Raw genomic sequence first — 25,101 nt, forward strand, 5'->3', positions numbered from 1 at the left:
GCGTGTGCAAAACCGCTCGGGACGCGGCGTGTTGACGGACAAACACGCACGCTCGCCGCAACAGAGCCTCATCGGGGGAGCCTTCGCGCGTCCAGCGCGCCGAACAGCCCGTCGGCGCGGTTCCAGCCGTCGGCCAGTCGCTGCGCCACCTCACGGCGCCCGGATGCCAGCGCGTCGGCGATCTCGCGGGTGGCATGCGCGTGCAGGTGCGCCCGGTAGCGCGCATAGTCCGCCGCAGAGTCCTTGCTGACCATGAACGGCCAGTCGCTGGACACCGTCAACAGCGTCTCGCGCAGGATCTGGTCGGCCACCTGGTCGCGGGGGGTCGGCCCGTCCAGCGATGCGGTCTGGGACAGCGCCTTGTCGACGGTGGAGAGCGCCGTGTCCACGACTTCGGTGTTGAGCTGCACCAGGTCGGCCACCTTCTCGCCCGCCCACACCTGCCAGTCCTTGCCGGAACCCCAAGAGCTGGGCGGTAATTCGACCGGCGCACCGACGAAGCCGTCGGCGATCGCGTCGCTCAGAGTGCCGACCCGTACCCCGGCCTCCGGCAGCGCGCGCAGCACCCGCTGCAGCCACGTCGGGCCCTCGTACCACCAGTGGCCGAACAACTCGGTGTCGAAGGCGGCCACCACATGCGCGGGGCGGCCGATCCGCTCGGATTCGCTCGTCAGTCGCGCGCGGACGACGTCGACGAAGTCGGCGACGTGGACGTCGACCGCGCGATCGGCCCGCTCGGGGTCGTAGGGCGCCTTGGCATCCGAGGGCACGTTGCGGCCGGTGACCCGGGCCGGCTTCAGGCCGGTGCGATGGTCGTAGGTGTGGAAGTCGCGGTAGGAGGCATGTCCGGGGTAGCCGGATTTCGGCGACCACACCCGGTAGCTGACCTGCAGGTCGCGACCGAACGCCACCACGTCCGTCTCGCCCACCGGCCGGCCCAGCGCGGTGTCGCCGTGCAGCGACGGGCCGTCGACCATGAAATGGCCGACTCCTGCTGCGGCATAGTCGTTTTCCATGCCGGGCGCGTAAGCGCATTCGGGTGCCCAGATCCCGGTCGGGGTGTGCGCCAACCGCTGCCGCGCGTCGGCCAGGCCTTCGCGCAGCGCGAATTCGCGCAGCCGCGGCGCCAGCAGTGGCTGGAACGGGTGGGCCAGCGGGCCGCCGAGCAGTTCCACCGTGCCGGCGTCGATCAGGCCGCGCAGCAGCGGGCTGCCGCCGTGGTGCCACAGCGTGGCGAAGTCGGCAAGCGCCCGGTCGGCTTCGGCGCCCTCACGAATCCCGAACTCGCGCAACGACGGTAGCGTCGCCGCCTCGGTGGCGCGAAGTTGCCAGTTGGCCAGCCAGTGATACATGCCGTCGAGGCAGTACGGGTCGTCGAGCTGGGCTGTCACCACCGGCGTCATGCCCAGCGTGATCACGCCGCGCCGGTCCTCGGCGGCCAGGGTGTGCAGCACCCGCAGCAGCGGCAGATACGCCGCAGACCACGACTGGTAGAGCCATTCCTCGCCGACCGGCCAGCGGCCGTGGTGGGCCAGCCACGGCAGGTGCGTGTGCAGCACCAGCGTGAACATGCCCGGCACCCGATTCGTCACGGGCGCACCGCAATTGCGACCAGATCGAGACTGTCGTCGATGTCGCGGTCTGCGGCGTCGACGAGGTCGAAGTCGTCGGCGGTGACCGCGGCGACGTCGGCCAGCAGCTCGGGCGGCCATGGCGCGTCGGCCAGGGCACGCGCGACCTGGGCGTCGATGATCGACCCGCCGTGCCGGGCGTCCATCTCGGCCAGCCGCGGTCCGTGGAATACCCCACTCATCGACACCGAGCCGAAGCCGGCGTCGACCAGCAGCTCGGTCAGCTCGTCGGCGTTGAGCTCGCGGGTGTGGAAGGGGTTGACGGGGGTGTCGCGGCCGGGCGAGAACGTGATCCGGTTGGGCGTGGACACCATCAGCAGCCCCGACGGCCGCAGCACCCGTGCGCACTCGCGGACGAACTGCGGCTGGTCCCACAGATGTTCGATGACCTGGAAGTTCACTATGGCGTCCACCGAAGCGTCGGGCAGCGGCAGCCGGCTCAGGTTGCCGTGCACCACGTCCACCCGCGGGTAGCGGGCCCGGACGTGGGCCACCGTGGCCTCGTCGTAGTCCAACGCGATCACCCGGCGCGCCACTTCGGCGATCAGATCGGCGCCGTAGCCCTCGCCGCACCCGGCTTCGAGCACGTCAAGGCCCGCGCAGCGCGGCGCCAGCCGCTGGTAGGTCACCTCGTGGCGGCGAAACCAGTAGTTCTCCACGTCCAGGCCCGGGATCGTGCGTTCGCCGGTCAGCGTCAGCACGGGATCGGGGAGGTCGGGGACGAATGCGTTCATTGCAAGGCAGGCTAGCCCCTAGTGGCCGGAAGGCGAATGGGTCACCGGAGACAGGTAGACAATCCGCCTACCACGACCCGCTATGGTGTGATGGCGAACCGCACAAAGTTACCGGCTAGTAACAAGCGCGTGTGGTCGACGAGCACGTGACGCAGGTCCTGTCGCCGCCTGGCTGCAGGACTCCTTCGAGGAGGACGAAGCACACTCATGACGAACATCGTGGTCCTGATCAAGCAGGTCCCAGACACTTGGTCGGAGCGCAAGCTCACCGACGGCGACTTCACTTTGGACCGCGAGGCCGCCGACGCCGTGTTGGACGAGATCAACGAGCGCGCAGTCGAAGAAGCGCTGCTGATCCGCGAGAAAGAGGCTGCCGACGGCACCGAGGGATCGGTGACCGTGCTGACCGCCGGCCCGGAGCGGGCCACCGAGGCGATCCGCAAGGCGCTGTCGATGGGCGCCGACAAGGCCGTCCACCTCAAGGACGACGGCCTGCACGGCTCGGACGTCATCCAGACCGGCTGGGCGCTGGCCCGGGCTCTGGGCACCATCGAGGGCACCGAGCTGGTGATCGCCGGTAACGAGTCCACCGACGGCACCGGCGGCGCGGTGCCGGCCATCATCGCCGAATACCTCGGCCTGCCGCAGCTCACCCACCTGCGCAAGCTCTCGGTCGAGGGCGGCAAGATCACCGGCGAGCGGGAGACCGACGACGGCGTGTTCACCCTGGAGGCGTCGCTGCCGGCGGTGGTCAGCGTCAACGAGAAGATCAACGAGCCGCGTTTCCCGTCGTTCAAGGGCATCATGGCCGCCAAGAAGAAGGAAGTCACCGTCCTGACCCTGGCCGAGATCGGCGTCGAGCCCGACGAGGTCGGGCTGGCCAACGCCGGGTCGTCGGTGCTGTCGGCGAGCCCCAAGCCGCCCAAGACCGCCGGTGAAAAGGTCACCGACGAGGGCGACGGCGGCACCAAGATCGCCGAATACCTTGTGGCGCAAAAGATCATCTAAAACCACTAGACCTGAAAGACACGGAACACACTCATGGCTGAAGTACTGGTGCTCGTCGAGCACGCCGAAGGCGCGCTGAAGAAAGTCACCTCCGAATTGATTACCGCCGCCCGCCGGTTGGGCGAGCCCGCCGCCGTCGTGGTGGGTGCCCCCGGGACGGCCGAGCCGCTGGTCGACGGGCTGAAGTCGGCCGGCGCCGCCAAGATTTACGTCGCCGAATCCGACGCCGCCGACAACTACCTGGTCACCCCGCAGGTCGACGTGCTGGCCTCGCTGGCCGAGTCGTCATCGCCGGCGGCGGTGTTGCTGGCCGCTAGCGCCGACGGCAAGGAGATCGCCGGCCGGCTGGCCGCGCGGATCGGCTCCGGGCTGCTGGTCGACGTCGTCGACGTGAAGGAAGGCGGCAAGGCCGTGCATTCCATCTTCGGTGGCGCGTTCACCGTGGAGGCGCAGGCCAACGGCGACACCCCGGTGATCACCGTGCGGGCCGGCGCAATCGACGCCGAACCGGCCGACGGCGCGGGCGAACAGGTCACCATCGAGGTGCCCGCTCCTGCCGAGAACGCCGCCAAGGTCACCTCGCGTCAGCCCGCCGTCGCGGGCGACCGCCCGGAGCTCACCGAGGCCAGCATCGTGGTCTCCGGTGGACGCGGTGTGGGCAGCGCCGAGAACTTCAGCGTGGTCGAGGAATTGGCCGACTCGCTGGGCGGTGCGGTCGGTGCGTCGCGCGCCGCCGTGGACTCGGGCTACTACCCGGGCCAGTTCCAGGTCGGTCAGACCGGTAAGACGGTGTCGCCGCAGCTCTACATCGCGCTGGGCATCTCCGGAGCGATCCAGCACCGCGCCGGCATGCAGACGTCCAAGACGATCATCGCGGTCAACAAGGACGAAGAGGCGCCGATCTTCGAGATCGCCGACTACGGCGTGGTCGGCGACCTCTTCAAGGTCACCCCGCAGCTGACCGAGGCGGTCAAGACCCGCAAGGGCTAGCTTTTTCTGGGTGACCAGACGTCAAAGCCCCCGCACACCCGGCGTGTCGGGGGCTTTGACGTCTCCTCGACAGCTCACCGGCCGAGCCTGCACCAGCTGGTTTCCGTCCGCGTCGAACAGTTCCTTGGACCAGTGGTCGAGGAGCTCGGTGGTGTCCCAGTCGTCCGGATGGAAGCTGGGGCGGGTGTAAGAGGCGATGCGACGGCGGGTCTCGGCGCTCACCAACGGTGACTTGCGGAAATCGTTGAGGCTGCGCAGCAGCCGTCGCGGGTTGTAGGACGCGCGATCGCGGGCCATCGACCGGAGCGTCTGGATGACCATCTCGGTCAGGAAGATCACGGTGGCGATCCGCATGGCCCGCACCCGGGTCCGCTCGGTTCCGCCGACCGCGCGGAAGACGTCGAAGGCCACCGCTTTGTGCTCACACTCTTCGAAGGCGTGCCACAGCAGTATCGGGCGCACGTCGGATCGGCCGAGAAGGTCGAGCATCTCGTCGTCGGTGAGCAGAAGCTCCGCCAACGTCGCCGTGTAGTGCTCCAGGGCGGCGGTGCCGGCTAGCGCCATCTCTGTGGAGAACACCTTTTCCAGCTTGGCGAGCAACCATGTGACGTGGCGGTCGAACCGCGCGGTGGGATACCCCATGTCCTGGAGTCGGTCGTTGAGCATCCGGTGCTGCTGGCGGTGGGTGGCCTCCTGGGCGATGAATCCCTTGACCGCCTGCTGCAGTTCCGGGTCGGTGATCTGGTCGCGATAGTTGCGCACGGACCGGATGAAGAAGTCCTCGCCCTCCGGAAACACCGCGGACAGCATCGCGACCAAGTGGCTCATCACCAGGTCGTCGCCGGCGAAATGCTTGCGGGTGCCCGTGGGAAGCGCGAATTGGACCCGGCGGGCTTTCAATACTGGGCGCTGTGGCATTGGTCCTCCTGTCGGCAAGCTCACATGTGACTTTACGCCTAGTCAGATGGGAATGACAGACTGTAACCTGTGAGCCCCGCGCGGATCTATGGCGGCATGACCGCCGAGCAGCGTGAGGCCGGGCGGCGGGCGCGCCTGATCGAGACGGCGATCGAGCTGATGGGCACGCGAGGCGCCGCCGACACCACGGTGACCGCGGTCTGCGCGACGTCGGGGGTCACGTCGCGCTACTTCTACCAGCACTTCGCCGACCGCGACGCGCTGCTACGCGCCGTCGCCGAGCAACTCCGCACCACCATGCAAGAGGCCATCGTCAAGGCGATTCCCGAGGGCAACTCCGCGCCAGATGCGTTGGCGCAAGCCCCGATTCGCGCGCTGCTGACCATGATGGGCGACGATCCACGGCTGGGCCGGATCCTGTTCACCGAGTCCGGCACCGAGCCCACTCTGCGCCAGCTTCACAGTGAGCTGATGGCCAGCTTCGCCGAGTTGGTCTGGCAGCAGGCCCGGCTGCACCTGGACATCTCCGATTCGGCGGCCAAGGTCGGCGAACTCGCCGCAATCGTCGGCGTCGGCGGGGTGTTCGAGGTGTTGCGCCGCTGGGCCGACGGCGAACTCGACTACACCCCCGATCAGCTCGTCAAGCACTGCGCCGGGCTGCTGGGCAGCCTTGCCGGCTACGTCCTGGCAGACGGCGGCGCCGAATAGCGTCGGTATCCTGGGCGGGTCATGGTGTACCTCGACCACGCCGCCACCACCCCGATGCATCCCGCTGCCATCGAGGCGATGACGGCCGTGTTGAGCACCGTCGGCAACGCCTCCTCGCTGCACACCGCCGGTCGGGCGGCGCGGCGGCGGATGGAGGAATCCCGCGAGCTGATCGCCGACAAGCTCGGCGCGCGGCCGTCGGAGGTGATCTTCACCGCAGGCGGCACCGAGAGCGACAACCTGGCCGTCAAGGGCATCTACTGGGCGCGCCGTGACGCCGAGCCGCGTCACCGTCGCATCGTGAGCACGGCGGTCGAACACCACGCCGTCCTGGACGCCGTCACCTGGCTCGCCGAACACGAAGGCGCCGAGGTGACCTGGCTGCCTACCGGCGCCGACGGCTCGGTGTCACCGGCCGCCCTGCGCGACGTTCTGGAGAACCACGACGACGTCGCGCTGGTGTCGGTGATGTGGGCGAACAACGAGGTCGGCACCATCATGCCGATCGCCGAACTAGCCGCTATCGCAGCCGAATTCGACGTTCCGATGCACAGCGACGCCGTCCAGGCGGTGGGTCAGCTGCCGGTCGGATTCGGGGCCAGCGGGCTGTCCTCGATGAGTGTGGCCGCGCACAAGTTCGGCGGCCCGCCCGCAGTCGGGGCGTTGCTGCTGCGCCGCGACATCACCTGTGTGCCGTTGTCGCACGGCGGCGGGCAGGAACGCGACATTCGTTCCGGCACACCAGATGTCGCCGGGGCAGTAGGCATGGCCGCGGCGGCGCAGATCGCGGTCGACGGGCTGGAGGCCAACAGCGCGCGGCTTCGGGTGCTGCGTGACCGGCTGATCGACGGGGTGCTGACGGGGATCGACGACGTGCGGCTCAACGGCCCGCGGGAAGCCCGGTTGCCGGGCAACGCGCACTTCACCTTTGCCGGCTGCGAGGGCGACGCGTTGCTGATGTTGTTGGACGCCAACGGAATCGAATGCTCGACCGGCTCGGCCTGCACTGCCGGGGTGGCGCAGCCGTCGCATGTTCTTCTCGCGATGGGCGCCGACACTGCCAGTGCACGCGGATCGCTGCGATTGTCGTTGGGGCACACCAGCATTGACGAAGATGTCGACGCTGCGCTGCGGGTCCTGCCGGGGGCAGTCGCCCGGGCCCGGCAGGCCGCGCTGGCTGCGGCGGGGGTGTCGCGATGAAGGTGCTGGCCGCCATGAGCGGCGGCGTCGACTCGTCGGTGGCTGCCGCCCGGATGGTCGACGCCGGGCACGACGTGGTCGGCGTGCACTTGGCGCTGTCCACCGCGCCCGGCACGCTGCGCACCGGATCGCGAGGCTGCTGTTCCAAGGAGGACGCGAGCGACGCCCGCCGGGTCGCTGACGTGCTCGGAATCCCGTTCTACGTCTGGGATTTCGCCGACAAGTTCAAGGAAGACGTGATCGACGACTTCGTGTCGTCCTATGCCCGCGGGGAAACCCCCAACCCGTGCGTGCGCTGCAACGAGCGCATCAAGTTCTCCGCGCTGGCGGCCCGCGCGCTGGCGCTGGGTTTCGACACCGTCGCCACCGGGCACTACGCCCGGCTGGCCGATGGTCGGTTGCGGCGCGCCGTCGACCGCGACAAGGACCAGTCCTACGTGCTGGCGGTGCTGACCGCCCAGCAGCTGCGCCATGCCGCGTTCCCCATCGGCGACACCCCCAAGCCGCAGATCCGCGCCGAGGCCGCCCGTCGCGGCCTGGCGGTCGCGGAAAAGCCGGACAGCCATGACATTTGCTTCATCCCGTCCGGAGACACCCGCGCTTTTCTGGGCAGCCGTATCGGGGTGCGGCGCGGCACCGTGGTCGACGCGCACGGAGCGGTGCTGGCCGAACACGACGGCGTTCACGGCTTTACGATCGGCCAGCGCAAGGGGTTGGGCATCGCCGGTCCCGGCCCGGACGGCCAGCCGCGGTATGTGACGGGCATCGATGCCGACAGCGGCACCGTACGGGTCGGCGCTGCCGCCGATCTGGACGTGGGGGCGCTCACCGGGCAGAAGCCCGTCTTCACCGCGGGCGCGGCACCCTCGGGGCCCGTCGAGTGCGCGGTTCAGGTGCGTGCCCACGGCGAAACCGTCGACGGCGTAGCCGAATTGGTGGGCGACGAGCTCGCGGTGCGGTTGCGTGCACCGCTGCGCGGCGTGGCGCCCGGCCAGACGCTGGTGCTCTATCGCCCCGACGCCGACGGCGACGAGGTGATCGGCAGCGCCACGATCGCCGGCGCGTCCTAGCCCGGCACGTTGGCGGCGATGTTCGTAATCACGATGTCGGACACCGTCTCTGGGAAACCGCAGAACGTGACCTCCACCAACACCACTGATTTGAGCCGGTAATCGCGCCCGCAGGCGCCGGGACGGGTGTGCAACGACGAGGCATCGGCGTGCCAGTAGCCGACGTAAAGCGATCCGTCCGAACTGTCCGCGCAACTGCCGACCGTTGACACCAGCACGTCGAACGCGTGCCGGGCGGTGTCGGCGTCGCGATAGGCGGCCGCGCCCTCCGAGATCAGCCCGCCCTGCGGCGGATACTGGAACGTCGTCTTGTGGAACTCCTCGACGTCGGGTCCGAAGGTGGCCGTCTCGGCGTAGATGAACCGGCACTGCGGCGGCGCGTGCGCGGCAAGCTCGTCGAGGTCCACCGGCGACTTGCCGTCCATCGACGGGATGATCGTCAGGTGCTCGCCGCCTCCGGTGATCGCCTGCATCCGAGCCTGGTCGAGAAGGATCTGATCGACGTCGACGGGCGACGCGCTGAGCGTCCCGGGAAATGCCGGCACCGCCACGCCGTCGACCACCCGCGTGCACGCCGCCGCCAATAGCACGACACCACACACCAGCAGCGTGCGTGCCGGTATCCGCATCCTTTGAGGCTAGTCCGGCGACGATGCAGAGCGCGGAGCCGCGATGAGGTGGGGGCACCCCCAGCCGCGCAGCGGCGAGGGGGCGAGGCGGACAATCGAGCCTAGCCGGAGACCGTACGGTTGGCCGGTGACTGCTTTCGCGACGGCCAGCGGGACCGGATCGTGGCCCGGCATCGCTGCGCGGCAGGCCGCCGAGGTCGTGGTCGGCGAACTGGCCGGCGCGCTGGCCCACATCGTCGAGCTGCCCGGCAGGGGAGTGGGCGCCGACATCATCGGCCGCGCCGGCGCGCTGCTGATCGACGTCGCGATCGACACGGTGCCGCGCGGCTACCGGATTGCGGCCCGGCCGGGCGCCGTCACTCGCCGGGCGATCAGCCTGCTCGACGAGGACATCGACGCGCTCGAGGAGGCCTGGGAGACGGCCGGATTGCGGGGCAGCGGCCGCGTCGTCAAGGTGCAAGCACCCGGGCCCGTCACGCTGGCCGCCGAGCTGGAACTGGGCAACGGGCACCGCGCCATCACCGACGCCGGCGCCGTCCGCGACCTGGCCGCCTCACTGGCCGAGGGGGTGGCCGCCCACCGGGCGACGGTGTCGCGGCGGCTCGACACACCCGTCGTCGTGCAGTTCGACGAACCGTCGCTGCCGGCCGCGCTGGCCGGGCGGCTGACCGGGGTGACGGCACTGAGCCCGGTGCACCCGATCGACGAGACGCTGGCCATCACGCTGCTCGACGGCTGTGTGGCCGCCGCCGGCGCCGACGCTTTGGTGCACAGCTGCGCGCCCGATCTGCCGTGGAAGGTGCTGCAGCGCAGCAAGATTCACGCGGTATCGGTGGATGTCACCACATTGCAAGCCGCCGATCTGGACGGCGTCGCGGAGTTTGTCGACTCCGGCCGCACGGTGGTGCTGGGTGCGGTGGCAGCCACCGCCCCGCCGCGACGGCCCTCGGCCGAGGAGGTTGCCAAGGCGGCCGTCGCGGTAGTCGACCGGCTCGGGTTTTCCCGCGCTGCGCTGCGGGACAGGATCGGAATCACCCCCGCCTGTGGCCTGGCCGGCGCGACACCCGAGTGGGCGCGCACCGCGATTGAACTGGCCCGCAAGGCCGCCGACGCGTTCGCGAACGATCCCGACGCAATCTGAAACGCAACCACAGGGTTGCGCATCACGCCGGACCGTGTTCTACTAACATGCAACCAGGAGGTTGCATATGAGTACGGATCGCATCGAAAAGCAGGTACTACTTCGCGCGCCGCTGGACCGGGTCTGGCGCGCAATCAGCAACGCAGACGAGTTCGGGCAGTGGTTCGGCGTCCGCTTCGACGGGCCGTTCGTCGCCGGGGCATCGGTCACCGGGACGATCACCCCGACCACTGTCGACGACGAGGTCGCCGAACTTCAACAGTCGCACGCCGGGAACACAAGCACCTGGCAGATCGTCGCGGTCGAACCGCCGAGAAGGTTCGCTTACCGCTGGCACCCGTGCGCCGGCGAACCGGACGTCGACCAGGAGCCCACCACGTTGGTGGAGTTCAGCCTCGACGAGACACCCGACGGCGTGCTGCTGACCATCGTCGAATCCGGGTTCGACGCGCTGCCCGCCGCGCGGCGCTCGGACGCATACAAGTCCAACAGCGCCGGTTGGGCTCACCAAGTCGAACTGGTGCGAAAGTACCTGGCGCTGGAGCACAGAGTGTGACGGCACCGCTCTTCAGCGCACTGGGCGACCCGAACCGGCTGCGCATCGTCGTCAAGCTGTGCGATGGCGGGCCAAGCTCGACTTCCCAAGTGACGCAAGCGGTTCCGGTGACGCGTCAGGCGGCCACCAAACATCTGGAGCAGCTGGAGGCGGCCGGACTGGTCAGCAGCAGCCGCCGCGGCCGCGAGCGTATCTGGGCGCTGAAGACCGAGCCCTTGGCCGAGGCCAGTGACTACCTTGCCCAGCTGTCGCGCCGCTGGGACGCCGCCATCGACCGGTTGCGGCACTACGTCGAGGGTTAGCGTTGGTCGAGTTCTTTGATCAGCTTCTTCGGGGCAACCAGCCGGAACGAGGCGTCGACCAATTCGGCGATCTCGGTCCAGTCCAGCGTGCCGACCGTGAAATCCAGCCCCAGCCAACCGTGCGGGCCCAGGTAGGCGGGGTAGAAGATCCGGGCATCTTGTTCCAGCGCTCTCCGTTCGGCTTCGTCGGGCTTGAACAACAACGAGTGCGGGAACGATGTCATCTGGCCGGCGGCTTTGGAATTGCCGCCGTACATCGCGAACATTTTCGGCGCGCAGAAAACCGGTCGGCCCCACGAGATTTTCTCGAATGCGCCGGGAAAGCCCATCGCGATGCTGCGCAGCTCGGCCAGGCCCGGGTCGTCGTCGCGAAACATCACAGGATGCGGCATGGTGTCACGGTACGCACGAGGACTGTCGCCGGCCTTCGATAGCCTGCCAAGGTGAGCTCGCCAGAAGCCGACCCGGTTGCGCCCGACGTCCGCCGGCAATGGCGGGAACTGGCCGACGAGGTGCGCGAACACCAGTTCCGCTATTACGTGCGCGACGCACCGATCATCTCCGACGCCGAGTTCGACGAGCTGTTGCGGCGCCTGCAGGCTCTCGAGGAGCAATACCCCGAGCTGCGGGCCCCGGACTCGCCCACGCAACTGGTCGGCGGCGCCGGCTTCGCCACCGACTTCATGCCGGCCGAGCACCTGGAGCGGATGCTGTCGCTGGACAACGTGTTCAGCGCCGAGGAGTTCGACGCGTGGGCGGCCCGCGTCCGCGCCGAGGTCGGCGACGACGCCCACTATCTGTGCGAGCTGAAGATCGACGGCGTCGCGCTGTCGCTGGTGTACCGGGGCGGACGCCTGGTCCGCGCAGCCACCCGCGGCGACGGGCGCACGGGCGAGGACGTCACCCTCAACGCCCGCACCATCGACGACGTCCCCGAGCGGCTCACGGCCGGCGACGACTACCCGGTGCCCGACGTGCTCGAGGTGCGCGGCGAGGTGTTCTTCCGGCTGGCCGATTTCGAGGCGCTCAACGCCGCGCTGGTCGAGGACGGCAAGACGCCGTTCGCCAACCCGCGCAACAGCGCCGCCGGATCGCTGCGGCAGAAGGATCCTGCGGTGACCGCTCGCCGCAAACTGCGGATGATCTGCCACGGCCTGGGACACAGCGAAGGCTTCCGCCCGGCCAGCCTGCATGACGCCTACCTCGCGCTAAAAGCTTGGGGCCTACCGGTTTCCGAGCACACCACCCGGGTGGATGGGGTGCCCGGCGTGCACGAGCGCATCGCCTACTGGGGTGAGCACCGCCACGACGTCGACCATGAAATCGACGGCGTGGTGGTCAAAGTCGACGAAGTGTCATTGCAGCGCCGGCTCGGGTCCACGTCGCGGGCGCCGCGCTGGGCGATCGCCTACAAGTACCCGCCCGAGGAGGCGCAGACCAAGCTGCTCGACATCCGGGTGAACGTCGGGCGCACCGGGCGGGTCACCCCGTTCGCCTACATGACGCCGGTGAAGGTCGCCGGGTCGACGGTCGGGCTGGCGACGTTGCACAACGCGTCGGAAGTCAAACGCAAGGGCGTGCTGATCGGCGACACCGTGGTGATCCGCAAGGCGGGCGACGTCATTCCCGAAGTGCTGGGACCCGTCGTCGACCTGCGCGACGGCTCCGAACGCGAATTCGTCATGCCCACAACGTGTCCCGAGTGTGGCACCACGCTTGCCCCAGCCAAGGAGGGCGATGCCGACATCCGCTGCCCTAACTCGCGGTCGTGCCCGGCGCAACTGCGGGAGCGGGTGTTTCACGTCGCCAGCCGCGGCGCCCTGGACATCGAAGGGCTGGGCTACGAGGCCGGTATTGCGCTGCTGAAGGCGAAAGTCATTGGCGACGAAGGTGATTTGTTCACGCTCACTGAAGAGGATCTGTTGCGCACCGACTTGTTCCGCACCAAAGCCGGAACGTTGTCGGCCAACGGTAAGCGGCTGCTGGCCAACCTGGACAAGGCCAAGCAGCAGCCGTTGTGGCGGGTGCTGGTGGCGCTGTCCATCCGGCACGTCGGGCCGACCGCCGCCCGCGCGCTGGCCACCGAGTTCGGCAGCATCGACGCGATCACGTCGGCGTCCACCGAGCAGCTGGCCGCGGTCGAGGGTGTCGGGCCCACCATCGCCGACGCGGTCAAAGAGTGGTTCACCGTCGACTGGCATCGCGCGATCGTCGACAAGTGGCGCGCCGCCGGGGTGCGGATGGCCGACGAGCGCGATGCCAGCGTGCCCCGGACGCTGGAGGGGCTGTCGATCGTGGTGACCGGGTCGCTGACGGGCTTCTCCCGCGACGACGCCAAGGAGGCCATCGTCGCGCGGGGTGGCAAGGCCGCCGGCTCGGTGTCGAAGAAGACCGCCTACGTGGTCGCCGGTGACTCACCCGGATCCAAGTACGACAAGGCCGTCGAACTGGGCGTGCCGATCCTCGACGAGGACGGTTTTCGCAGGTTGCTGGACAAAGGCCCCGCCGGGATTGCGGGCACATAGCCTCGAATTCCCGTCATCGGGCCCGCCGGCGTCTGGTTAGACTTTCGGGGTTCACCGGCTCTGCGGTGCCGGCGCCGCCCGCCAAGCGGTGTTCGCCGCCTATTTCTGCGGGAGGAGTGCAGTGACGGATTCGTCGGGCGCGGGGCGCAACTACGGCGGTCCCAACCCGATCGGGGGACCCGCTCCGGCACCGCCCACCGGCTGGGTGCCGCCCGCGCCGCCGCAGGCACCGGGGCCGTGGCAGGCCCCGCCTGCCCAGCAACCGCCTCCGCCACCGCCCGGCTGGGGGCCTGCCGGCACGCCGGAATGGGGTCCGCAGTTTCCTGTGCAACCGCGCGGCGGGCGTCGTCACCGCAAGGCGCTGCTGGTGACGGTCGGGGCCGGTGTGGCGGTGATCGTGGTGATCGCCATCGTCGGCGCATTCACCTTGTTCGGCGGGGGCGGCGGCAGTGGCGCGGGCAGCCCGAGTGCCGCGGTCAAGGGCTACCTGGAAGCGCTGGCGCGCGGCGACGCGGAGGCGGCGCTGTCCGACGGCGCCGATCAGCCGGCATCCAAGGAGCTCCTGACTGACGACATCCTCAAGAAGCAAATCGAGAAGATGCCGATCTCCAATATCCGGATCCTCGGCGACAACGCGACCGACGCGTCCGGCATGGACCAGGTCCACGTGACCGTGAGTTTCGGTGACCAGAGTTCCGATGCCACGCTGGCAGTCAAAAAGGCCGATGGCCGTTGGAAACTCAGCGCCAGCGCAGTACGGCTGGACTTTACGCGCTTCACCAGCACCAATCAGGCGATGGAGACCCTCACCGCGTTCGGTAAGCCGGTCGGAAAATCCGTGGCCTATGTATTTCCCGGTTGGATCGACTGGGGTTCGAGCAACAAGAACATTGCCGCGAAAGGCAAACCGGTGCTGCTCGAGTCGCTGGCGTCCTCCGCCGGGGCCGCCGTCTTACCCACGCTCTCGGTCAGTGACGCGGGGCGGGCGGATATCGTCGCCGCTGTCAAGCAGCGGCTGGATACCTGTGCGCAATCGAAATCGCTGATGCCCGAGCAGTGCCCGCAGAAGATGTTTACGCCCGGCATCGTCGACGGGACGGTGACATGGCAACCGCCCGACGCCAACAATGCCGAAATCCGGTTCATCCCGTTGAAAATGTCGGCGCTCGTCACCATGCAGACCACCTTCGGGTTTACGGCTCAAACCAGGGACGGCTCGAGCGTGACGGGCAGCGCGCCCGCCATTCTCATTGGCGAGGCCGATCTTTCGCAAAGTCCACCGACGATCAATTGGCACTGACCATGACAACCGAACATATTCGACTTCAGCCCAACCGTCAGGACATGGACAACGCATACCGCGTTGTCAACGCGATCACTCAAGTGTTCTCCAGCAAGGTTGTCGGACAAGAGAATCTGCGCGAGTCACTGCTGATCGGGCTGCTCACCGGCGGCCACATCCTGCTGGAAAGCGTTCCGGGACTGGCGAAGACGACGGCGGCCCGGGTGGTCGCCGATTCGATCTCCGGTGGATTCCAGCGCATCCAGTGCACGCCGGACCTGTTGCCCAGCGACATCATCGGCACGCAAATCTATGACTCGTCGACCAATTCGTTCACCACCCAGCTGGGCCCAGTGCACACCAACATCGTGTTGCTCGACGAGATCAACCGCTCCAGCGCCAAAACCCAGAGCGCGATGCTGGAGGCCATGGAGGAGCGGCAGACCACCATCGCCGGTCAGCTCTACCCGATTCCCGACCCCTTCGTGGTGATCGCCACCCAGAACCCCGTCGACCAGGAAGGCACCTACCCACTTTCGGAAGCGCAGACCGACCGCTTCATGCTCAAGGAGGTGCTGCGCTACCCGATGCCGCAGGAGGAAGCCGAGGTCATCTTCCGCATCGACGCGGGCGTCTACGACCGCGATCGAAAGCCGCGCCCGGTGGTCGGTCTCGACGACATCCGGCGTCTGCAGCAGGTGGTGCGCAACGTGCACATGGATCAGGTCCTGGTGCACTATGCGAGCCAACTGGTACATGCCACCCGCAACGCCGAGCAATTCCTGCCGCCGCATTTGGCCAAACTGGTCGAGTACGGCGCCAGTCCCCGTGCCACCATTGCGTTTTGCCGTGCGTCGCGCGCACTGGCGGTGCTGAGCGGACGCAACCACGTGATTCCCGACGACATCCACAAACTCGCCCACCGGGTGCTGCGACACCGGCTGATTCTGGGATTCGAAGCGGTCCGGGCCAAGGTCACCCCGGAGATCGTGATCGACGCTGTGCTGGCTTCGGTTCGAGTTCCCTGACGCCGATGGGCAAGCACCTCAACCGGGCGCGCCTGTATTTCGGCACCGACACCCGCGGCCTGCTCGAGGGCGGACGGTACGCGCTGCTGCACACCCGCAGCCTCGAACTCGACGACCTTCGGCCGTACGTCGCCGGCGACGACGTGCGCGACATCGACTGGAAGGCATCGGCGCGGGCGGGCACGGTGTTGATCAAACGCTATGTCTCCGAACGGCATCACAAGATCCTGCTGGTCGCCGACGCCGGACGGAATATGTCGGCGCTGGCACCGAACGGCGAAATCAAACGCGACATCGCCGCCAACGCGATGGGCGCGATCGGCCTGATCGCGATGGGTCGCAGCGACGAAATCGGCATGGTGTACGGCGACTCGCGCGGCTGCGCCAACATCCGCAACCGGCGCGGCGAGACGCACATCGAAAGCATGCTCGAGCTCTACTACAGCAGTGCCACAACAGATCCGGGCCCGAGCGATATCGTCAGCCAGCTGGAGTATGTGACCCGCGCGCACCGCCGCCGGCTGCTGCTGATCGTGGTCTCCGACGAACCCGATGTCAGCGCGCGCCTCGACGAGGTGCTCAACCAGCTTGTCGGGCGTCACGAGCTGATCTGGCTGATGATCACCGATCTGCCCGCCGTCGGCTCGGACGAGGGCGAGCAGGACGGATTCGACGTGTCCAGCGGCAAATTCGTGCTCAACGGCGCCACGCTGGGGCCGCGTGTCGTCGCTGCCTACCAGGCGGCCGAGCAGCGGCGGGCGGTGCAGCTCGACCAGTTCCTCACCAGCCACCACGTCCGCTTCGCCAAGATCGGCGACAGCGCCGAGATCCGTCCGCGCATCGTCGAGATGGCCGAGGCGTATCGCAATGCCAGCTGACGACCTGCTGCGGTTTGTGAGCGGCCCGCTGCCGTTCTCGGCGTGGTGGTTGTGGGTCGGGTTGTTTCTCATTGTTGCGGTAATATGCTGGCTTGCAGGCATTTTCGTGTGGACCATGCCGCCGGCCCGGCTGCGCGCCATGCCGGTGATCGGCGGTCTGCATGCGCGGCTGCTGCGACGGCGTTTCGCGCGCTCGGTCGTCAGGATCTGCGGGCAGTACCGCAGCGGCGCCATTTCCGCGCGGCAGGCGGGCGCAGCGATCAGCCGCACGTTGCGCAGCTTTCTGTTCATGGCGACCGGAACGCGGGCGCAGTACCTGCATGTCGGCGACATCGCATCCGGGGAGCTTGCGCCGGCCGGGCCATTGTTGGAGGCGCTGGGCGACATTCAGTTCAACGGCGACAGCCGCGTCGACGTCGGCGCTGTGGGCCGATCCACGGAGGAGCTCATCCGGTCATGGAGCTGAGGTGGTGGCCGCTGATCGCGGTGGGCATTCTGTGCCTTGCGGGCTGTATCGCCGCGGCGGCACTGCTGCCGATGCCCAAGGTCCATCGTCAGCTGCGGCCGCTGGCCCACGTCGACCGCCTGACCAGGCTGCCCGAGTATGCACGGGTCTACCGGATCTATTTCCTGTCCATGGTCATCACCGGCGCATTACTACTGGCGACCTTCGCCACCGCGCTGGTCGCCAGCGCCAGGCCCATGGGAATGTCCTCGGTGACAAAGGAATTCGAGACGCAGCACCCCGACGACATCATGCTGTGCGTCGGAGAACCCGTCACCGATCCCACCACCGCCAACTTCCTCGGCTACTACGCCCAGCAAGCCAAGTCCTATGGCACCCAACGCATCGGGCTGACATCGACCAGCCTGCGGGTGGTCCCGCTGACTCGCGATCACCGATATGCGGCCGAGCGCTTCGAGCACCTCGGCAAGCTCGCGCGGACCCAGCAAGAGCTGGCCGCGAACAAGGCGGTGCCCGAGGGCGATCGGCGCGCACTGCAGACCGGGGTCGAGGAATTCAGCCAGCGGGTCAGCTACGTCGACTATGCGACCAGCCTCGAGGACAACCTCGCGTTGTGCCTGACCGGATTTCCGTCGTTCGAGGCCAAGAGCACCCATCGGCGGTCGCTGGTCTACATCGGCTACAGCGAGCCGCGGCCGCCGAACGAGACGCGGCCCGCCCTGTTCACCCAGCAGGCCGTGCAGAAGATGGCCGCAGACGCCGGTGTGCAGATCAACGCCATCTCACGTTCCGACGTCGCGCAGAGCTCGCCGCAGGCCAACGACACCCTGCGGTCGGTCGCCGAATCGAGCGGGGGAAAGTTCTTCCTGTACAACCCGTCCGGAATCGCATCGAGCGATTCCGGAGCCGACGCCACGCTGACACGCATCCTCGACCAAATCCGCGACAACCCGCCGCAGGCGACGCTGCCGAACGGCAAAGTGGTGTCGACCGAGTCGTTTGACTCGCCGCGGCTGGCGCTGATTGCCGCGCTGGCATTCGCCGCCCTGCTGGGGCTGTCACTGGCGGTGCTGCGGCGATGACGTTCAATCCGGTATTTGCGCCAGTGGTTCTCGTCGTGATCGCGGTCGCGCTGATCGCGGTGCGGATGGTGGCGCTGTATCGGGTGCTGGTCCGCACCGGCAGCGGCCGCTATCGGCGGGTGGTGTTGCGCTGGTGCGGTTTGACGCTGGCCGTTCTGCTGCTGGTGTTCGCGGCGGCGCGGCCGGGTATCGACCTGGCCGGCGGCTCGGCCGATCAACCCAACCGCACGACGGCGGCCGAGCCGAATCTGAACGTGTTCTTCGTGGTGGATCGTTCGGTGAATTCGCGGGTGGAAGACTACGGCGACCACCAGTCGCGAATGAGCGGGATCCGTTCCGACATCGACGCGCTGATCGGCGAGTACCGCCGAGCGCGGTTCGCGGTGATCTCGTTCGCGTCGAAAGCGACGCTCGATTGGCCGCTGTCCGACGACGCCTGGAGCCTGGCGTCGATGGTGCACGGAATGTCGTCGTACACGGTGGCCGCCCCCGACGCGATGTATCAGGCCGACGCGAGCGCCGCCAGGGACATCCTGGGCGAGCAACTCAAGTCCGCCGCGGATCTGTTTCCGGGTTCGGCGAGCCTGGTTTTCTATTTCGGTGCGGGCGACGGCGGTTCGCGTGTCACACGAGCCTCGTTCGATCCGCCACACAACGCGATCGCCGGCGGCGCGGTGTTGGGCTATGGCACCCCGACCGGTGGGCCGATCCCGCAGGGCTGGGTGAACGGTACGAAGGTCTACCAAACCGATCCGGCGACCGGCGCCGAGTTGACATCGGTCCTGGACGAGCAGGAACTGAAAAGCGTCGCGGGCGCGCTGAAAGTGCCGTATTTCCACCGGGATAGCGGGCAGGGCATCGCCGCTGTGCTGCCCGCGGTGGATGCGCCCGGGGTGACCTCCGACGATGCCGGCTCGCTGCGGGCTTCCAAGCTGATCGAGCGCCGAGAGCTGTATTGGGTGTTCACCGTGTTGTCGACGGTGCTGCTGCTGACCGAGATCGTGCTGACCATCCGCGAGTTCCGGCTCAATCGCATGGCGCGCCAGGATGTGTCGCGATGATGCTGCGCAAGGCACCGAATTTTGCGATCCGCCCGCGGCTCGAGGGTGCATTGGCGCGGTTGCGCTCGGGGCCATCGCGGATCCGGTTGCGGTGGCGACTGTTCCTGTTCTCCTTGCCGGTCGTCGTCGTGTTGTTGCTGGCGGCGGCCAAGATGATCAGCGTTGCGGTCGTGAGCAATTCGGCGATCAGCGATTTCGCCGGGCACGACATCGCCGCGCTGCGCGACGACGTCTCGGCGCTGAAGTCTTTCGACATCTTCGAGCCGGCCAAGTCGGCGTTCGCCGACGCGGATCTGGCGGTTCTGGAGGGCCGGCTGGATGACGCTGCCGCACTGTTCCGGAAGTCGTTGGCGCACACCAGTTTCGCGCAGTCCTGTCCGGCGCGGGTCAACCTGGAGCTGGTGATCGAGACGCAGGGCGATCTTGCGGCGCGCGCAGGCAACGTTCAGGTGGCAGAGCAGCGGTACAACAGCGCGATCACCGTGGTCAAGGAGGCCCCGCAGGGCTGTTTTGCCGGAAACGACGACCCGGACAAGGATCGTCGTCGCATTCGCCACGAAGCTCTGCCCCGGCTGCAGCAGAAGCTGGACAAACTGCACAAGCCGCCCCCGTCGTCTAGTCCGCCGGAGTCGCCGCCGCCGGATTCGTCGGGCGGCTCCGGCGGCGACGGGGGCGGCTCGGGCGGCTCAGGCGGCGGGTCGGGCGGGTCGGGTTCGCCACCGCCACCGGGCGAAGGCAACCCGCCGCCACCGGACCAAGGCCCGGGGTCGCCGCCACCGCCGTCGGGCCAGGGTCCGGGATCCCCGCCGCCGCAAGGCGGTTCGGGCGCGCCGCCCGCCGGACCCGGCGGCCAAGCAACCCCGGGCGGCGAGGGACCCGGCGGCGAAGGCAGTGGCCTCAACCCGGTGAGCCCCGATCGGCTGCCGAGCGTCGGCAGTCCCGGTGTCGCTCCGCGATTGGGCACCGGCAGCGGCGACCCGCTCGACCGGCTACGGACCCTGCTGGACAACTCAAACGCCTCTGGTGGGGCCAGTGAGTGACGCCGCCATGGCGTTCTCGGTCACGGTTTCCAGTCGGGCGAGCGGCCGAGGTGCCCGACGATGCGGTCGAGGTCGCTGGCGCCGTCGGGCGTGGCGATGGCCGGGCCGAACGGAGCGCCGTCCGAGGTGCGGAACTCGCCATCGGGAATAGCGAAGACAAGCGGTAGCACGGCAGCGACAACGTCATCGGGGAGCGTGAAGGGGACGCCGATGCTGCGGGCGACATCCCAGCCGTGCACAACGTAATCCACGAAGTGAAAGCCGATTGCCAGTGCGCCGGGAAAACGCGCTCCGGGTGCGAGTTCGGGCAACGCAAATTCCGCGTCGAGTACTCCGTCTGCGGCGAAAGCGTCGAGCACGTCCGCAGCAGCCGCGTCATAGGTGCCGCCGGGATCAGCCGCTACTGCGTCGGCAATCTGGGCGGGCTCCCACATGGCCAGGCTTTCGCCGCCGCCACGGGCCGCCGCGGCAAAACCCTGATGCTGCACGGTCATGTGGGCGAGCAGGTCGAGCATGTTCCAGCCTGCGCAGGGCGTCGGCCGACGAAGGTCGTCGCGCGTGACGGCCGAAACGACGTCGACAGACGCCAGCACTGTTGATCTGTGGGCGGGGCGAAGATCTGAAACGGTATGCATGCGCAGATCGTATGCGCACGCATATTATTTGTCAACGTCTACGCTTACCGCATGGCACCGAGGCGAAGGCGTCCCGATTTGGCGGCGATGATGGGGCCGCTGGTTCGCGAGCTGATCGCCGCAGAGATTCCCGTGCTCGAAGCACATGGGTTGTCGATGTGGGGCTACATCGTGCTGAGTGCGCTCGGGCGCTCGCCGGTACGAACTCAGGCCGCTCTCGCCGAGGCGATCGGCGCAGACAAGACGCGCATCATCTCCACGCTCGATGACTTGCAGGAGCGGGGCTATATCGAGCGCCGTCCCGACCCGGACGATCGGCGGGTGCGCCTACTTGCGCTCACCGAGGCGGGGCGGGCCACGAGAGATGCCGTGCAGCAAGAAATCCAGCGCGGCGAAGAGCGCTGGCTCGGGAAGTTGTCTGCCGACGATCGTCGCGTGTTCCTTCGCGTACTGCGCCAGTTGTCGGCCACGGATGACGGCTGATCGACGACTTCGACACGCTTTAATGCAGCAGCGTCGCCACGATGCCGGCCAGATAACCCAGCCGCGCCACCTCGGACGGCCGAAACGCCGGACCCCCGGGCCGGCCCAGCAGCAGCGCGGTGTTCGGCTCGCCCAGCGGTGCCGCCACCAAAGTGGTGTCCATCTCCCGCCAGACCCGCGGCACCCACTCAGCGCCGCCGTCCAGTGCGGCGGCGCGCTCGATCGGCATCCACGGCACCGCATCGGGCAGGGTTTCCGGAGTGCCGGAACTGCCGACGACCAGCTGCAGGCCTCCCGGCGAATCGCACAGCACCGCACACCAGCCCACCCGCAGGACCCGGGGCGCTTCGTCGGCCAGCACCCGCAGTTTGGCCGGTGTGGCGCCGGCCGCCGCGATGTGGTCGATGAGCTCGAGTTCGCGGTGCGCTTCCAGCAGGCCGGTGTGCGGCCGCAGGCTGTCCACCCGGACGCCGTTGAGCGCCTCGGCCGCGGTGATCAATGTGTCGGGCATCGCCGCGGCCGGCAGCTCGACCACCAGATCGTCGATCGCATAGCCGGACCCGCGCTCGACCACGTCGAGCGAGAGGATGTCGGCGCCCACCGAGCCGAGCGCGACCGCCAGCGAGCCCAGGCTGCCCGGTCGGTCGGCCAGCTGAACCCGCAGCAGATAGGAAGGCACGCGCACACTGTCGCACAGCCACGCGGCTGCGGCATTTCGGCGGGCACCGCCCGGCTGGGTACGCTTTTGCCTCGTGTCCCAGATCTCCCGTGACGAGGTGGCCCACCTGGCCCGGCTGGCCCGGCTGGCGTTGACCGACGCCGAACTGGACAGCTTCGCCGGCCAACTCGACGCCATCCTGACGCACGTCAGCGCGATCCAGGCCGTCGACGTCACCGGCGTCGAAGCGACCGACAACCCGCTCAAAGACGTCAACGTCACCCGCCCCGACGAGATCGGGCCCTGCTTGACACAGCAGCAGGCGCTCGACCAGGCGCCCGCGGCCGTCGACGGCCGCTTCGCCGTGCCGCAAATCCTCGGGGAAGAGCAGTGAGCGACCTCATCCGGCAGGACGCGGCCACGTTGGCGGCCAAAATCGCGGCCAAGGAGTTGTCGTCGGTCGAAATCACCCAGGCCTGCCTCGACCAGATCGAGGCCACCGACGACCGTTTCAACGCCTTCCTGCATGTCGCGGCCGACAAGGCGCTGGCCGCGGCGGGCGCCGTCGATAAGGCGGTGGCCGCCGGCGAGGCGCTGCCGTCCCCGCTGGCCGGGGTGCCGCTGGCGCTCAAGGACGTGTTCACCACCGCCGACATGCCCACCACCTGCGGGTCCAAGATCTTGGAGGGCTGGCGCTCGCCGTACGACGCCACCGTCACCGCGCGGCTGCGGGGGGCCGGCATCCCGATCCTCGGCAAGACCAACATGGACGAGTTCGCGATGGGCAGCTCGACGGAGAACTCGGCCTATGGCCCGACCCGCAACCCGTGGGACACCGAGCGGGTGCCCGGCGGGTCCGGCGGCGGCAGCGCGGCGGCGCTGGCGGCGTTCCAGGCGCCGCTGGCCATCGGCACCGACACCGGCGGTTCGATTCGCCAGCCGGCCGCGCTGACCGCGACCGTCGGCGTCAAACCCACTTACGGCACCGTGTCGCGCTACGGCCTGGTGGCGTGTGCGTCATCGCTGGACCAGGGTGGGCCGTGCGCGCGCACCGTGCTGGACACCGCGCTGCTGCACCAGGTGATCGCCGGGCACGACACGCGTGACTCCACGTCCGTCGACGCGCAGGTGCCCGACATCGTCGGCGCCGCAAAGGCCGGTGCGGCAGGCGATTTGAAAGGTGTACGCGTCGGGGTGGTGCGCCAGCTGCACAGCGGCGAGGGTTACCAGCCCGGCGTGCTGGCCTCGTTCAACGACGCCGTCGAGCAGCTGACCAAGCTCGGCGCCGAAGTCAGCGAAGTCGATTGTCCCCATTTCGATTACGCGCTGGCCGCCTATTACCTGATCCTGCCGTCGGAGGTGTCTTCGAACTTGGCGCGGTTCGACGCGATGCGCTACGGCTTGCGCGTCGGCGACGACGGCACCCACAGCGCCGAGGAGGTCATGGCGCTGACCCGCGCCGCCGGGTTCGGCCCAGAAGTCAAGCGGCGCATCATGATCGGCACCTACGCGCTCTCGGCGGGCTACTATGACGCCTACTACAACCAGGCCCAGAAGGTGCGCACGCTGATTGCCCGCGATCTCGACGAGGCGTACAAGTCGGTCGACGTGCTGGTGTCGCCCGCAACGCCGACGACCGCATTCCGGTTGGGGGAGAAGGTCGACGACCCGCTGGCCATGTATCTGTTCGACCTGTGCACGCTGCCGTTGAACCTGGCGGGCCACTGCGGCATGTCGGTGCCGTCGGGGCTGTCGCCGGACGACGGGCTGCCGGTCGGGCTGCAGATCATGGCGCCGGCACTGGCTGACGACCGCCTGTACAGGGTGGGCGCCGCCTACGAGGCCGCCCGCGGGGAGTTGCCGACAGCCATCTAGCGCGAACAGACAGAGAATCGCATTTCCTGCGACGGTTTTGTGCGATTCTGCGTCTGCTCGCCACGACGATGGCGGCGGCCGGGCAAGATGGGGACCATGCGGATCGGGGTTCTCACCGGAGGCGGCGACTGTCCAGGGCTCAACGCGGTCATCCGGGCGGTGGTGCGCACCTGCGACGCCCGGTATGGCTCGTCGGTGGTCGGTTTCCAGGACGGCTGGCGCGGCCTACTGGAAAACAGGCGAATCCAGTTGCACAACGACGACCGCAACGACCGGCTGCTGTCCAAGGGCGGCACGATGCTCGGCACCGCCCGGGTGCATCCCGACAAGCTGCGCGCCGGACTGCCGCAGATCATGCAGACCCTGGACGACAACGGCATCGACGTGCTGATCCCGATCGGCGGCGAGGGCACGCTGACCGCTGCGCACTGGCTTTCCGAGGAGAACGTTCCCGTCGTCGGCGTACCGAAGACCATCGACAACGACATCGATTGCACTGACGTGACTTTCGGCCACGACACGGCGCTGACGGTAGCCACCGATGCGATCGACCGGCTGCACAGCACCGCCGAATCACACCAGCGGGTGATGCTGGTGGAGGTGATGGGCCGGCACGCGGGCTGGATCGCGCTGAACGCCGGGCTGGCCTCCGGCGCCCACATGACGCTGATCCCCGAACAGCCCTTCGACGTCGAAGAGGTGTGCCGGTTGGTCAAGAGGCGCTTCCAGCGTGGCGACTCCCATTTCGTCTGCGTGGTGGCCGAGGGCGCCAAGCCGATTCCTGGCTCGATGATGCTGCGTGAAGGCGGCATGGACGAATTCGGGCACGAGCGCTTCACCGGCGTTGCGACCCAGTTGGCGGCCGAGGTGGAAAAGCGGATCAACAAGGACGTGCGGGTGACGGTGCTGGGCCACGTGCAGCGAGGCGGCACTCCTACGGCCTACGACCGGGTGCTGGCCACCCGGTTCGGGGTGAACGCGGCCGACGCCGCACACGCCGGCGAATACGGCCAGATGGTGTCGCTGCGCGGCCAGGACATCGGCCGGGTGCCGCTGGCCGACGCGGTCCGCCAGCTCAAGCTGGTACCGCAGAGCCGCTACGACGACGCCGCGGCCTTTTTCGGCTGAGTCCACCCCGCGTTCACCCGTGGGCCACTAACCTTTCACCGAATTCCGGCCACTGCCAAGGTTTTCCGACACC

The 25,101-nt window shown here is 68.3% G+C and carries 27 protein-coding genes; 20 read left to right on the plus strand and 7 right to left on the minus strand.

The annotated features are described in order from the left end of the window. Positions 1 to 68: 68 nt before the first annotated feature. Both MFM001_RS14015 and MFM001_RS14020 read right to left on the minus strand, forming a co-directional pair. A complete protein-coding gene (locus tag MFM001_RS14015; RefSeq protein WP_116376091.1) occupies positions 69 to 1,571 on the minus strand; it encodes a glycoside hydrolase family 57 protein in 1,503 nt (500 codons plus the stop codon). A gap of 17 nt (positions 1,572 to 1,588) precedes the next feature. Continuing rightward, entirely contained in the window at positions 1,589 to 2,365 is a 777-nt protein-coding gene (locus MFM001_RS14020; RefSeq protein WP_116375882.1) for a bifunctional 2-polyprenyl-6-hydroxyphenol methylase/3-demethylubiquinol 3-O-methyltransferase UbiG, read from the minus strand. Between the two features lie 207 nt (positions 2,366 to 2,572). On the opposite strand from MFM001_RS14020, the gene MFM001_RS14025 reads away from it, so the two are divergent. Both MFM001_RS14025 and MFM001_RS14030 read left to right on the plus strand, forming a co-directional pair. After that, on the plus strand, positions 2,573 to 3,373 hold the full coding sequence (locus MFM001_RS14025) for an electron transfer flavoprotein subunit beta/FixA family protein (protein ID WP_116375883.1): 801 nt from the start codon (positions 2,573 to 2,575) through the stop codon (positions 3,371 to 3,373). A gap of 33 nt (positions 3,374 to 3,406) precedes the next feature. Then, a complete protein-coding gene (locus tag MFM001_RS14030; protein WP_116375884.1) occupies positions 3,407 to 4,363 on the plus strand; it encodes an electron transfer flavoprotein subunit alpha/FixB family protein in 957 nt (318 codons plus the stop codon). A gap of 21 nt (positions 4,364 to 4,384) precedes the next feature. On the opposite strand, the gene MFM001_RS14035 is transcribed toward MFM001_RS14030, so the two are convergent. Continuing rightward, entirely contained in the window at positions 4,385 to 5,281 is an 897-nt protein-coding gene (locus MFM001_RS14035; protein ID WP_116375885.1) for a metal-dependent hydrolase, read from the minus strand. Positions 5,282 to 5,350: 69 nt separating this feature from the next. On the opposite strand from MFM001_RS14035, the gene MFM001_RS14040 reads away from it, so the two are divergent. From MFM001_RS14040 to mnmA, 3 genes are read left to right on the plus strand one after another with little or no spacing between them, the layout of a single operon-like run. Beyond that, positions 5,351 to 5,989, plus strand: coding sequence for a TetR/AcrR family transcriptional regulator (locus MFM001_RS14040; protein ID WP_192886943.1), 639 nt, complete (start codon positions 5,351 to 5,353; stop codon positions 5,987 to 5,989). 21 nt (positions 5,990 to 6,010) lie between these two features. Then, positions 6,011 to 7,189, plus strand: a complete 1,179-nt coding sequence (locus MFM001_RS14045; protein WP_116375886.1) for a cysteine desulfurase family protein — start codon at positions 6,011 to 6,013, stop codon at positions 7,187 to 7,189. Beyond that, positions 7,186 to 8,259, plus strand: a complete 1,074-nt coding sequence (gene mnmA, locus MFM001_RS14050) for a tRNA 2-thiouridine(34) synthase MnmA (protein ID WP_116375887.1) — start codon at positions 7,186 to 7,188, stop codon at positions 8,257 to 8,259. The genes MFM001_RS14045 and mnmA overlap by 4 nt, the downstream gene beginning before the upstream one ends. Here the strand turns inward: mnmA and MFM001_RS14055 are convergent. Further along, positions 8,256 to 8,888, minus strand: coding sequence for a sensor domain-containing protein (locus MFM001_RS14055; protein ID WP_116375888.1), 633 nt, complete (start codon positions 8,886 to 8,888; stop codon positions 8,256 to 8,258). The genes mnmA and MFM001_RS14055 overlap by 4 nt on opposite strands. Before the next feature lie 127 nt (positions 8,889 to 9,015). On the opposite strand from MFM001_RS14055, the gene MFM001_RS14060 reads away from it, so the two are divergent. From MFM001_RS14060 to MFM001_RS14070, 3 genes are all read left to right on the plus strand, one after another. Continuing rightward, complete coding sequence (locus MFM001_RS14060; protein ID WP_116375889.1) at positions 9,016 to 10,029, plus strand: methionine synthase; 1,014 nt, start codon at positions 9,016 to 9,018, stop codon at positions 10,027 to 10,029. Positions 10,030 to 10,096: 67 nt separating this feature from the next. Beyond that, positions 10,097 to 10,585: an SRPBCC family protein gene (locus MFM001_RS14065; protein ID WP_116375890.1), complete on the plus strand. Its 489-nt coding sequence runs from the start codon at positions 10,097 to 10,099 to the stop codon at positions 10,583 to 10,585. Beyond that, on the plus strand, positions 10,582 to 10,887 hold the full coding sequence (locus tag MFM001_RS14070) for a helix-turn-helix transcriptional regulator (RefSeq protein WP_238159174.1): 306 nt from the start codon (positions 10,582 to 10,584) through the stop codon (positions 10,885 to 10,887). The genes MFM001_RS14065 and MFM001_RS14070 overlap by 4 nt, the downstream gene beginning before the upstream one ends. Here the strand turns inward: MFM001_RS14070 and MFM001_RS14075 are convergent. Next, complete coding sequence (locus MFM001_RS14075; protein WP_116375892.1) at positions 10,884 to 11,279, minus strand: MmcQ/YjbR family DNA-binding protein; 396 nt, start codon at positions 11,277 to 11,279, stop codon at positions 10,884 to 10,886. The two genes, MFM001_RS14070 and MFM001_RS14075, sit on opposite strands and share 4 nt — an antisense overlap. 51 nt (positions 11,280 to 11,330) lie before the next feature. Between MFM001_RS14075 and ligA the strand changes: the two genes are divergently transcribed. The 8 genes from ligA (at position 11,331) to MFM001_RS14115 (ending at position 20,249) form a co-directional block, all read left to right on the plus strand. Continuing rightward, on the plus strand, positions 11,331 to 13,412 hold the full coding sequence (ligA, locus tag MFM001_RS14080) for an NAD-dependent DNA ligase LigA (RefSeq protein ID WP_116375893.1): 2,082 nt from the start codon (positions 11,331 to 11,333) through the stop codon (positions 13,410 to 13,412). Between the two features lie 367 nt (positions 13,413 to 13,779). Next, positions 13,780 to 14,712, plus strand: a complete 933-nt coding sequence (locus tag MFM001_RS14085; protein WP_160118015.1) for a DUF4878 domain-containing protein — start codon at positions 13,780 to 13,782, stop codon at positions 14,710 to 14,712. Positions 14,713 to 14,714: 2 nt separating this feature from the next. Next, a complete protein-coding gene (locus MFM001_RS14090; protein WP_116375895.1) occupies positions 14,715 to 15,722 on the plus strand; it encodes a MoxR family ATPase in 1,008 nt (335 codons plus the stop codon). 5 nt (positions 15,723 to 15,727) lie between these two features. Further along, complete coding sequence (locus tag MFM001_RS14095) at positions 15,728 to 16,600, plus strand: DUF58 domain-containing protein (protein ID WP_116375896.1); 873 nt, start codon at positions 15,728 to 15,730, stop codon at positions 16,598 to 16,600. Further along, a complete protein-coding gene (locus MFM001_RS14100; RefSeq protein WP_116375897.1) occupies positions 16,590 to 17,066 on the plus strand; it encodes a hypothetical protein in 477 nt (158 codons plus the stop codon). Before MFM001_RS14095 ends, MFM001_RS14100 begins: the two co-directional genes overlap by 11 nt. After that, a complete protein-coding gene (locus MFM001_RS14105) occupies positions 17,057 to 18,148 on the plus strand; it encodes a hypothetical protein (RefSeq protein ID WP_116375898.1) in 1,092 nt (363 codons plus the stop codon). Before MFM001_RS14100 ends, MFM001_RS14105 begins: the two co-directional genes overlap by 10 nt. Next, the gene (locus MFM001_RS14110) at positions 18,145 to 19,209 is read left to right on the plus strand and encodes a VWA domain-containing protein (RefSeq protein WP_116375899.1); all 1,065 of its coding nucleotides are present in this window, start codon (positions 18,145 to 18,147) and stop codon (positions 19,207 to 19,209) included. The genes MFM001_RS14105 and MFM001_RS14110 overlap by 4 nt, the downstream gene beginning before the upstream one ends. Next, complete coding sequence (locus tag MFM001_RS14115) at positions 19,206 to 20,249, plus strand: hypothetical protein (RefSeq protein ID WP_116375900.1); 1,044 nt, start codon at positions 19,206 to 19,208, stop codon at positions 20,247 to 20,249. The genes MFM001_RS14110 and MFM001_RS14115 overlap by 4 nt, the downstream gene beginning before the upstream one ends. A gap of 20 nt (positions 20,250 to 20,269) precedes the next feature. Here the strand turns inward: MFM001_RS14115 and MFM001_RS14120 are convergent, their stop codons facing one another. Further along, positions 20,270 to 20,884 (minus strand): TIGR03086 family metal-binding protein, encoded by a 615-nt coding sequence (locus MFM001_RS14120; protein ID WP_116375901.1) that lies wholly within the window; start codon positions 20,882 to 20,884, stop codon positions 20,270 to 20,272. A 51-nt stretch (positions 20,885 to 20,935) separates the two neighbouring features. Here MFM001_RS14120 and MFM001_RS14125 point away from each other — a divergent pair, with 51 nt between their 5' ends. Further along, positions 20,936 to 21,367 carry a MarR family winged helix-turn-helix transcriptional regulator gene (locus MFM001_RS14125; protein WP_116376093.1) on the plus strand — a complete coding sequence of 144 codons (432 nt, stop codon included), beginning with the start codon at positions 20,936 to 20,938 and terminating at the stop codon, positions 21,365 to 21,367. A gap of 19 nt (positions 21,368 to 21,386) precedes the next feature. Here the strand turns inward: MFM001_RS14125 and MFM001_RS14130 are convergent, their stop codons facing one another. After that, positions 21,387 to 22,046: an amino acid-binding protein gene (locus MFM001_RS14130; protein ID WP_116376094.1), complete on the minus strand. Its 660-nt coding sequence runs from the start codon at positions 22,044 to 22,046 to the stop codon at positions 21,387 to 21,389. Between the two features lie 73 nt (positions 22,047 to 22,119). On the opposite strand from MFM001_RS14130, the gene gatC reads away from it, so the two are divergent. From gatC to MFM001_RS14145, 3 genes are all read left to right on the plus strand, one after another. Beyond that, positions 22,120 to 22,419 (plus strand): Asp-tRNA(Asn)/Glu-tRNA(Gln) amidotransferase subunit GatC, encoded by a 300-nt coding sequence (gatC, locus tag MFM001_RS14135; protein WP_116375902.1) that lies wholly within the window; start codon positions 22,120 to 22,122, stop codon positions 22,417 to 22,419. After that, entirely contained in the window at positions 22,416 to 23,900 is a 1,485-nt protein-coding gene (gene gatA, locus MFM001_RS14140) for an Asp-tRNA(Asn)/Glu-tRNA(Gln) amidotransferase subunit GatA (protein WP_116375903.1), read from the plus strand. Before gatC ends, gatA begins: the two co-directional genes overlap by 4 nt. Before the next feature lie 96 nt (positions 23,901 to 23,996). Next, positions 23,997 to 25,028, plus strand: a complete 1,032-nt coding sequence (locus MFM001_RS14145) for an ATP-dependent 6-phosphofructokinase (protein ID WP_116376095.1) — start codon at positions 23,997 to 23,999, stop codon at positions 25,026 to 25,028. Positions 25,029 to 25,101 lie beyond the last annotated feature (73 nt).

This window comes from Mycobacterium sp. MFM001 (genome assembly GCF_003402475.1).
GTDB lineage: Bacteria > Actinomycetota > Actinomycetes > Mycobacteriales > Mycobacteriaceae > Mycobacterium.

What these genes read in the sequence shown, in the direction of transcription:
- MFM001_RS14115 (WP_116375900.1), top strand. Translation starts at nt 19,206, where the DNA reads ATGATGCTGCGCAAGGCACCGAATTTTGCGATCCGCCCGCGGCTCGAG.
- mnmA (WP_116375887.1), top strand. Translation starts at nt 7,186, where the DNA reads ATGAAGGTGCTGGCCGCCATGAGCGGCGGCGTCGACTCGTCGGTGGCT.
- MFM001_RS14065 (WP_116375890.1), top strand. Translation starts at nt 10,097, where the DNA reads ATGAGTACGGATCGCATCGAAAAGCAGGTACTACTTCGCGCGCCGCTG.
- MFM001_RS14035 (WP_116375885.1), bottom strand. Translation starts at nt 5,281, where the DNA reads ATGCCACAGCGCCCAGTATTGAAAGCCCGCCGGGTCCAATTCGCGCTT.
- MFM001_RS14105 (WP_116375898.1), top strand. Translation starts at nt 17,057, where the DNA reads ATGGAGCTGAGGTGGTGGCCGCTGATCGCGGTGGGCATTCTGTGCCTT.
- MFM001_RS14045 (WP_116375886.1), top strand. Translation starts at nt 6,011, where the DNA reads ATGGTGTACCTCGACCACGCCGCCACCACCCCGATGCATCCCGCTGCC.
- MFM001_RS14095 (WP_116375896.1), top strand. Translation starts at nt 15,728, where the DNA reads ATGGGCAAGCACCTCAACCGGGCGCGCCTGTATTTCGGCACCGACACC.
- MFM001_RS14025 (WP_116375883.1), top strand. Translation starts at nt 2,573, where the DNA reads ATGACGAACATCGTGGTCCTGATCAAGCAGGTCCCAGACACTTGGTCG.
- MFM001_RS14125 (WP_116376093.1), top strand. Translation starts at nt 20,936, where the DNA reads ATGGCACCGAGGCGAAGGCGTCCCGATTTGGCGGCGATGATGGGGCCG.
- MFM001_RS14110 (WP_116375899.1), top strand. Translation starts at nt 18,145, where the DNA reads ATGACGTTCAATCCGGTATTTGCGCCAGTGGTTCTCGTCGTGATCGCG.
- MFM001_RS14055 (WP_116375888.1), bottom strand. Translation starts at nt 8,888, where the DNA reads ATGCGGATACCGGCACGCACGCTGCTGGTGTGTGGTGTCGTGCTATTG.
- MFM001_RS14120 (WP_116375901.1), bottom strand. Translation starts at nt 20,884, where the DNA reads ATGCATACCGTTTCAGATCTTCGCCCCGCCCACAGATCAACAGTGCTG.
- MFM001_RS14020 (WP_116375882.1), bottom strand. Translation starts at nt 2,365, where the DNA reads ATGAACGCATTCGTCCCCGACCTCCCCGATCCCGTGCTGACGCTGACC.
- MFM001_RS14075 (WP_116375892.1), bottom strand. Translation starts at nt 11,279, where the DNA reads ATGCCGCATCCTGTGATGTTTCGCGACGACGACCCGGGCCTGGCCGAG.
- MFM001_RS14090 (WP_116375895.1), top strand. Translation starts at nt 14,715, where the DNA reads ATGACAACCGAACATATTCGACTTCAGCCCAACCGTCAGGACATGGAC.
- MFM001_RS14015 (WP_116376091.1), bottom strand. Translation starts at nt 1,571, where the DNA reads ATGTTCACGCTGGTGCTGCACACGCACCTGCCGTGGCTGGCCCACCAC.
- MFM001_RS14030 (WP_116375884.1), top strand. Translation starts at nt 3,407, where the DNA reads ATGGCTGAAGTACTGGTGCTCGTCGAGCACGCCGAAGGCGCGCTGAAG.
- MFM001_RS14145 (WP_116376095.1), top strand. Translation starts at nt 23,997, where the DNA reads ATGCGGATCGGGGTTCTCACCGGAGGCGGCGACTGTCCAGGGCTCAAC.
- MFM001_RS14100 (WP_116375897.1), top strand. Translation starts at nt 16,590, where the DNA reads ATGCCAGCTGACGACCTGCTGCGGTTTGTGAGCGGCCCGCTGCCGTTC.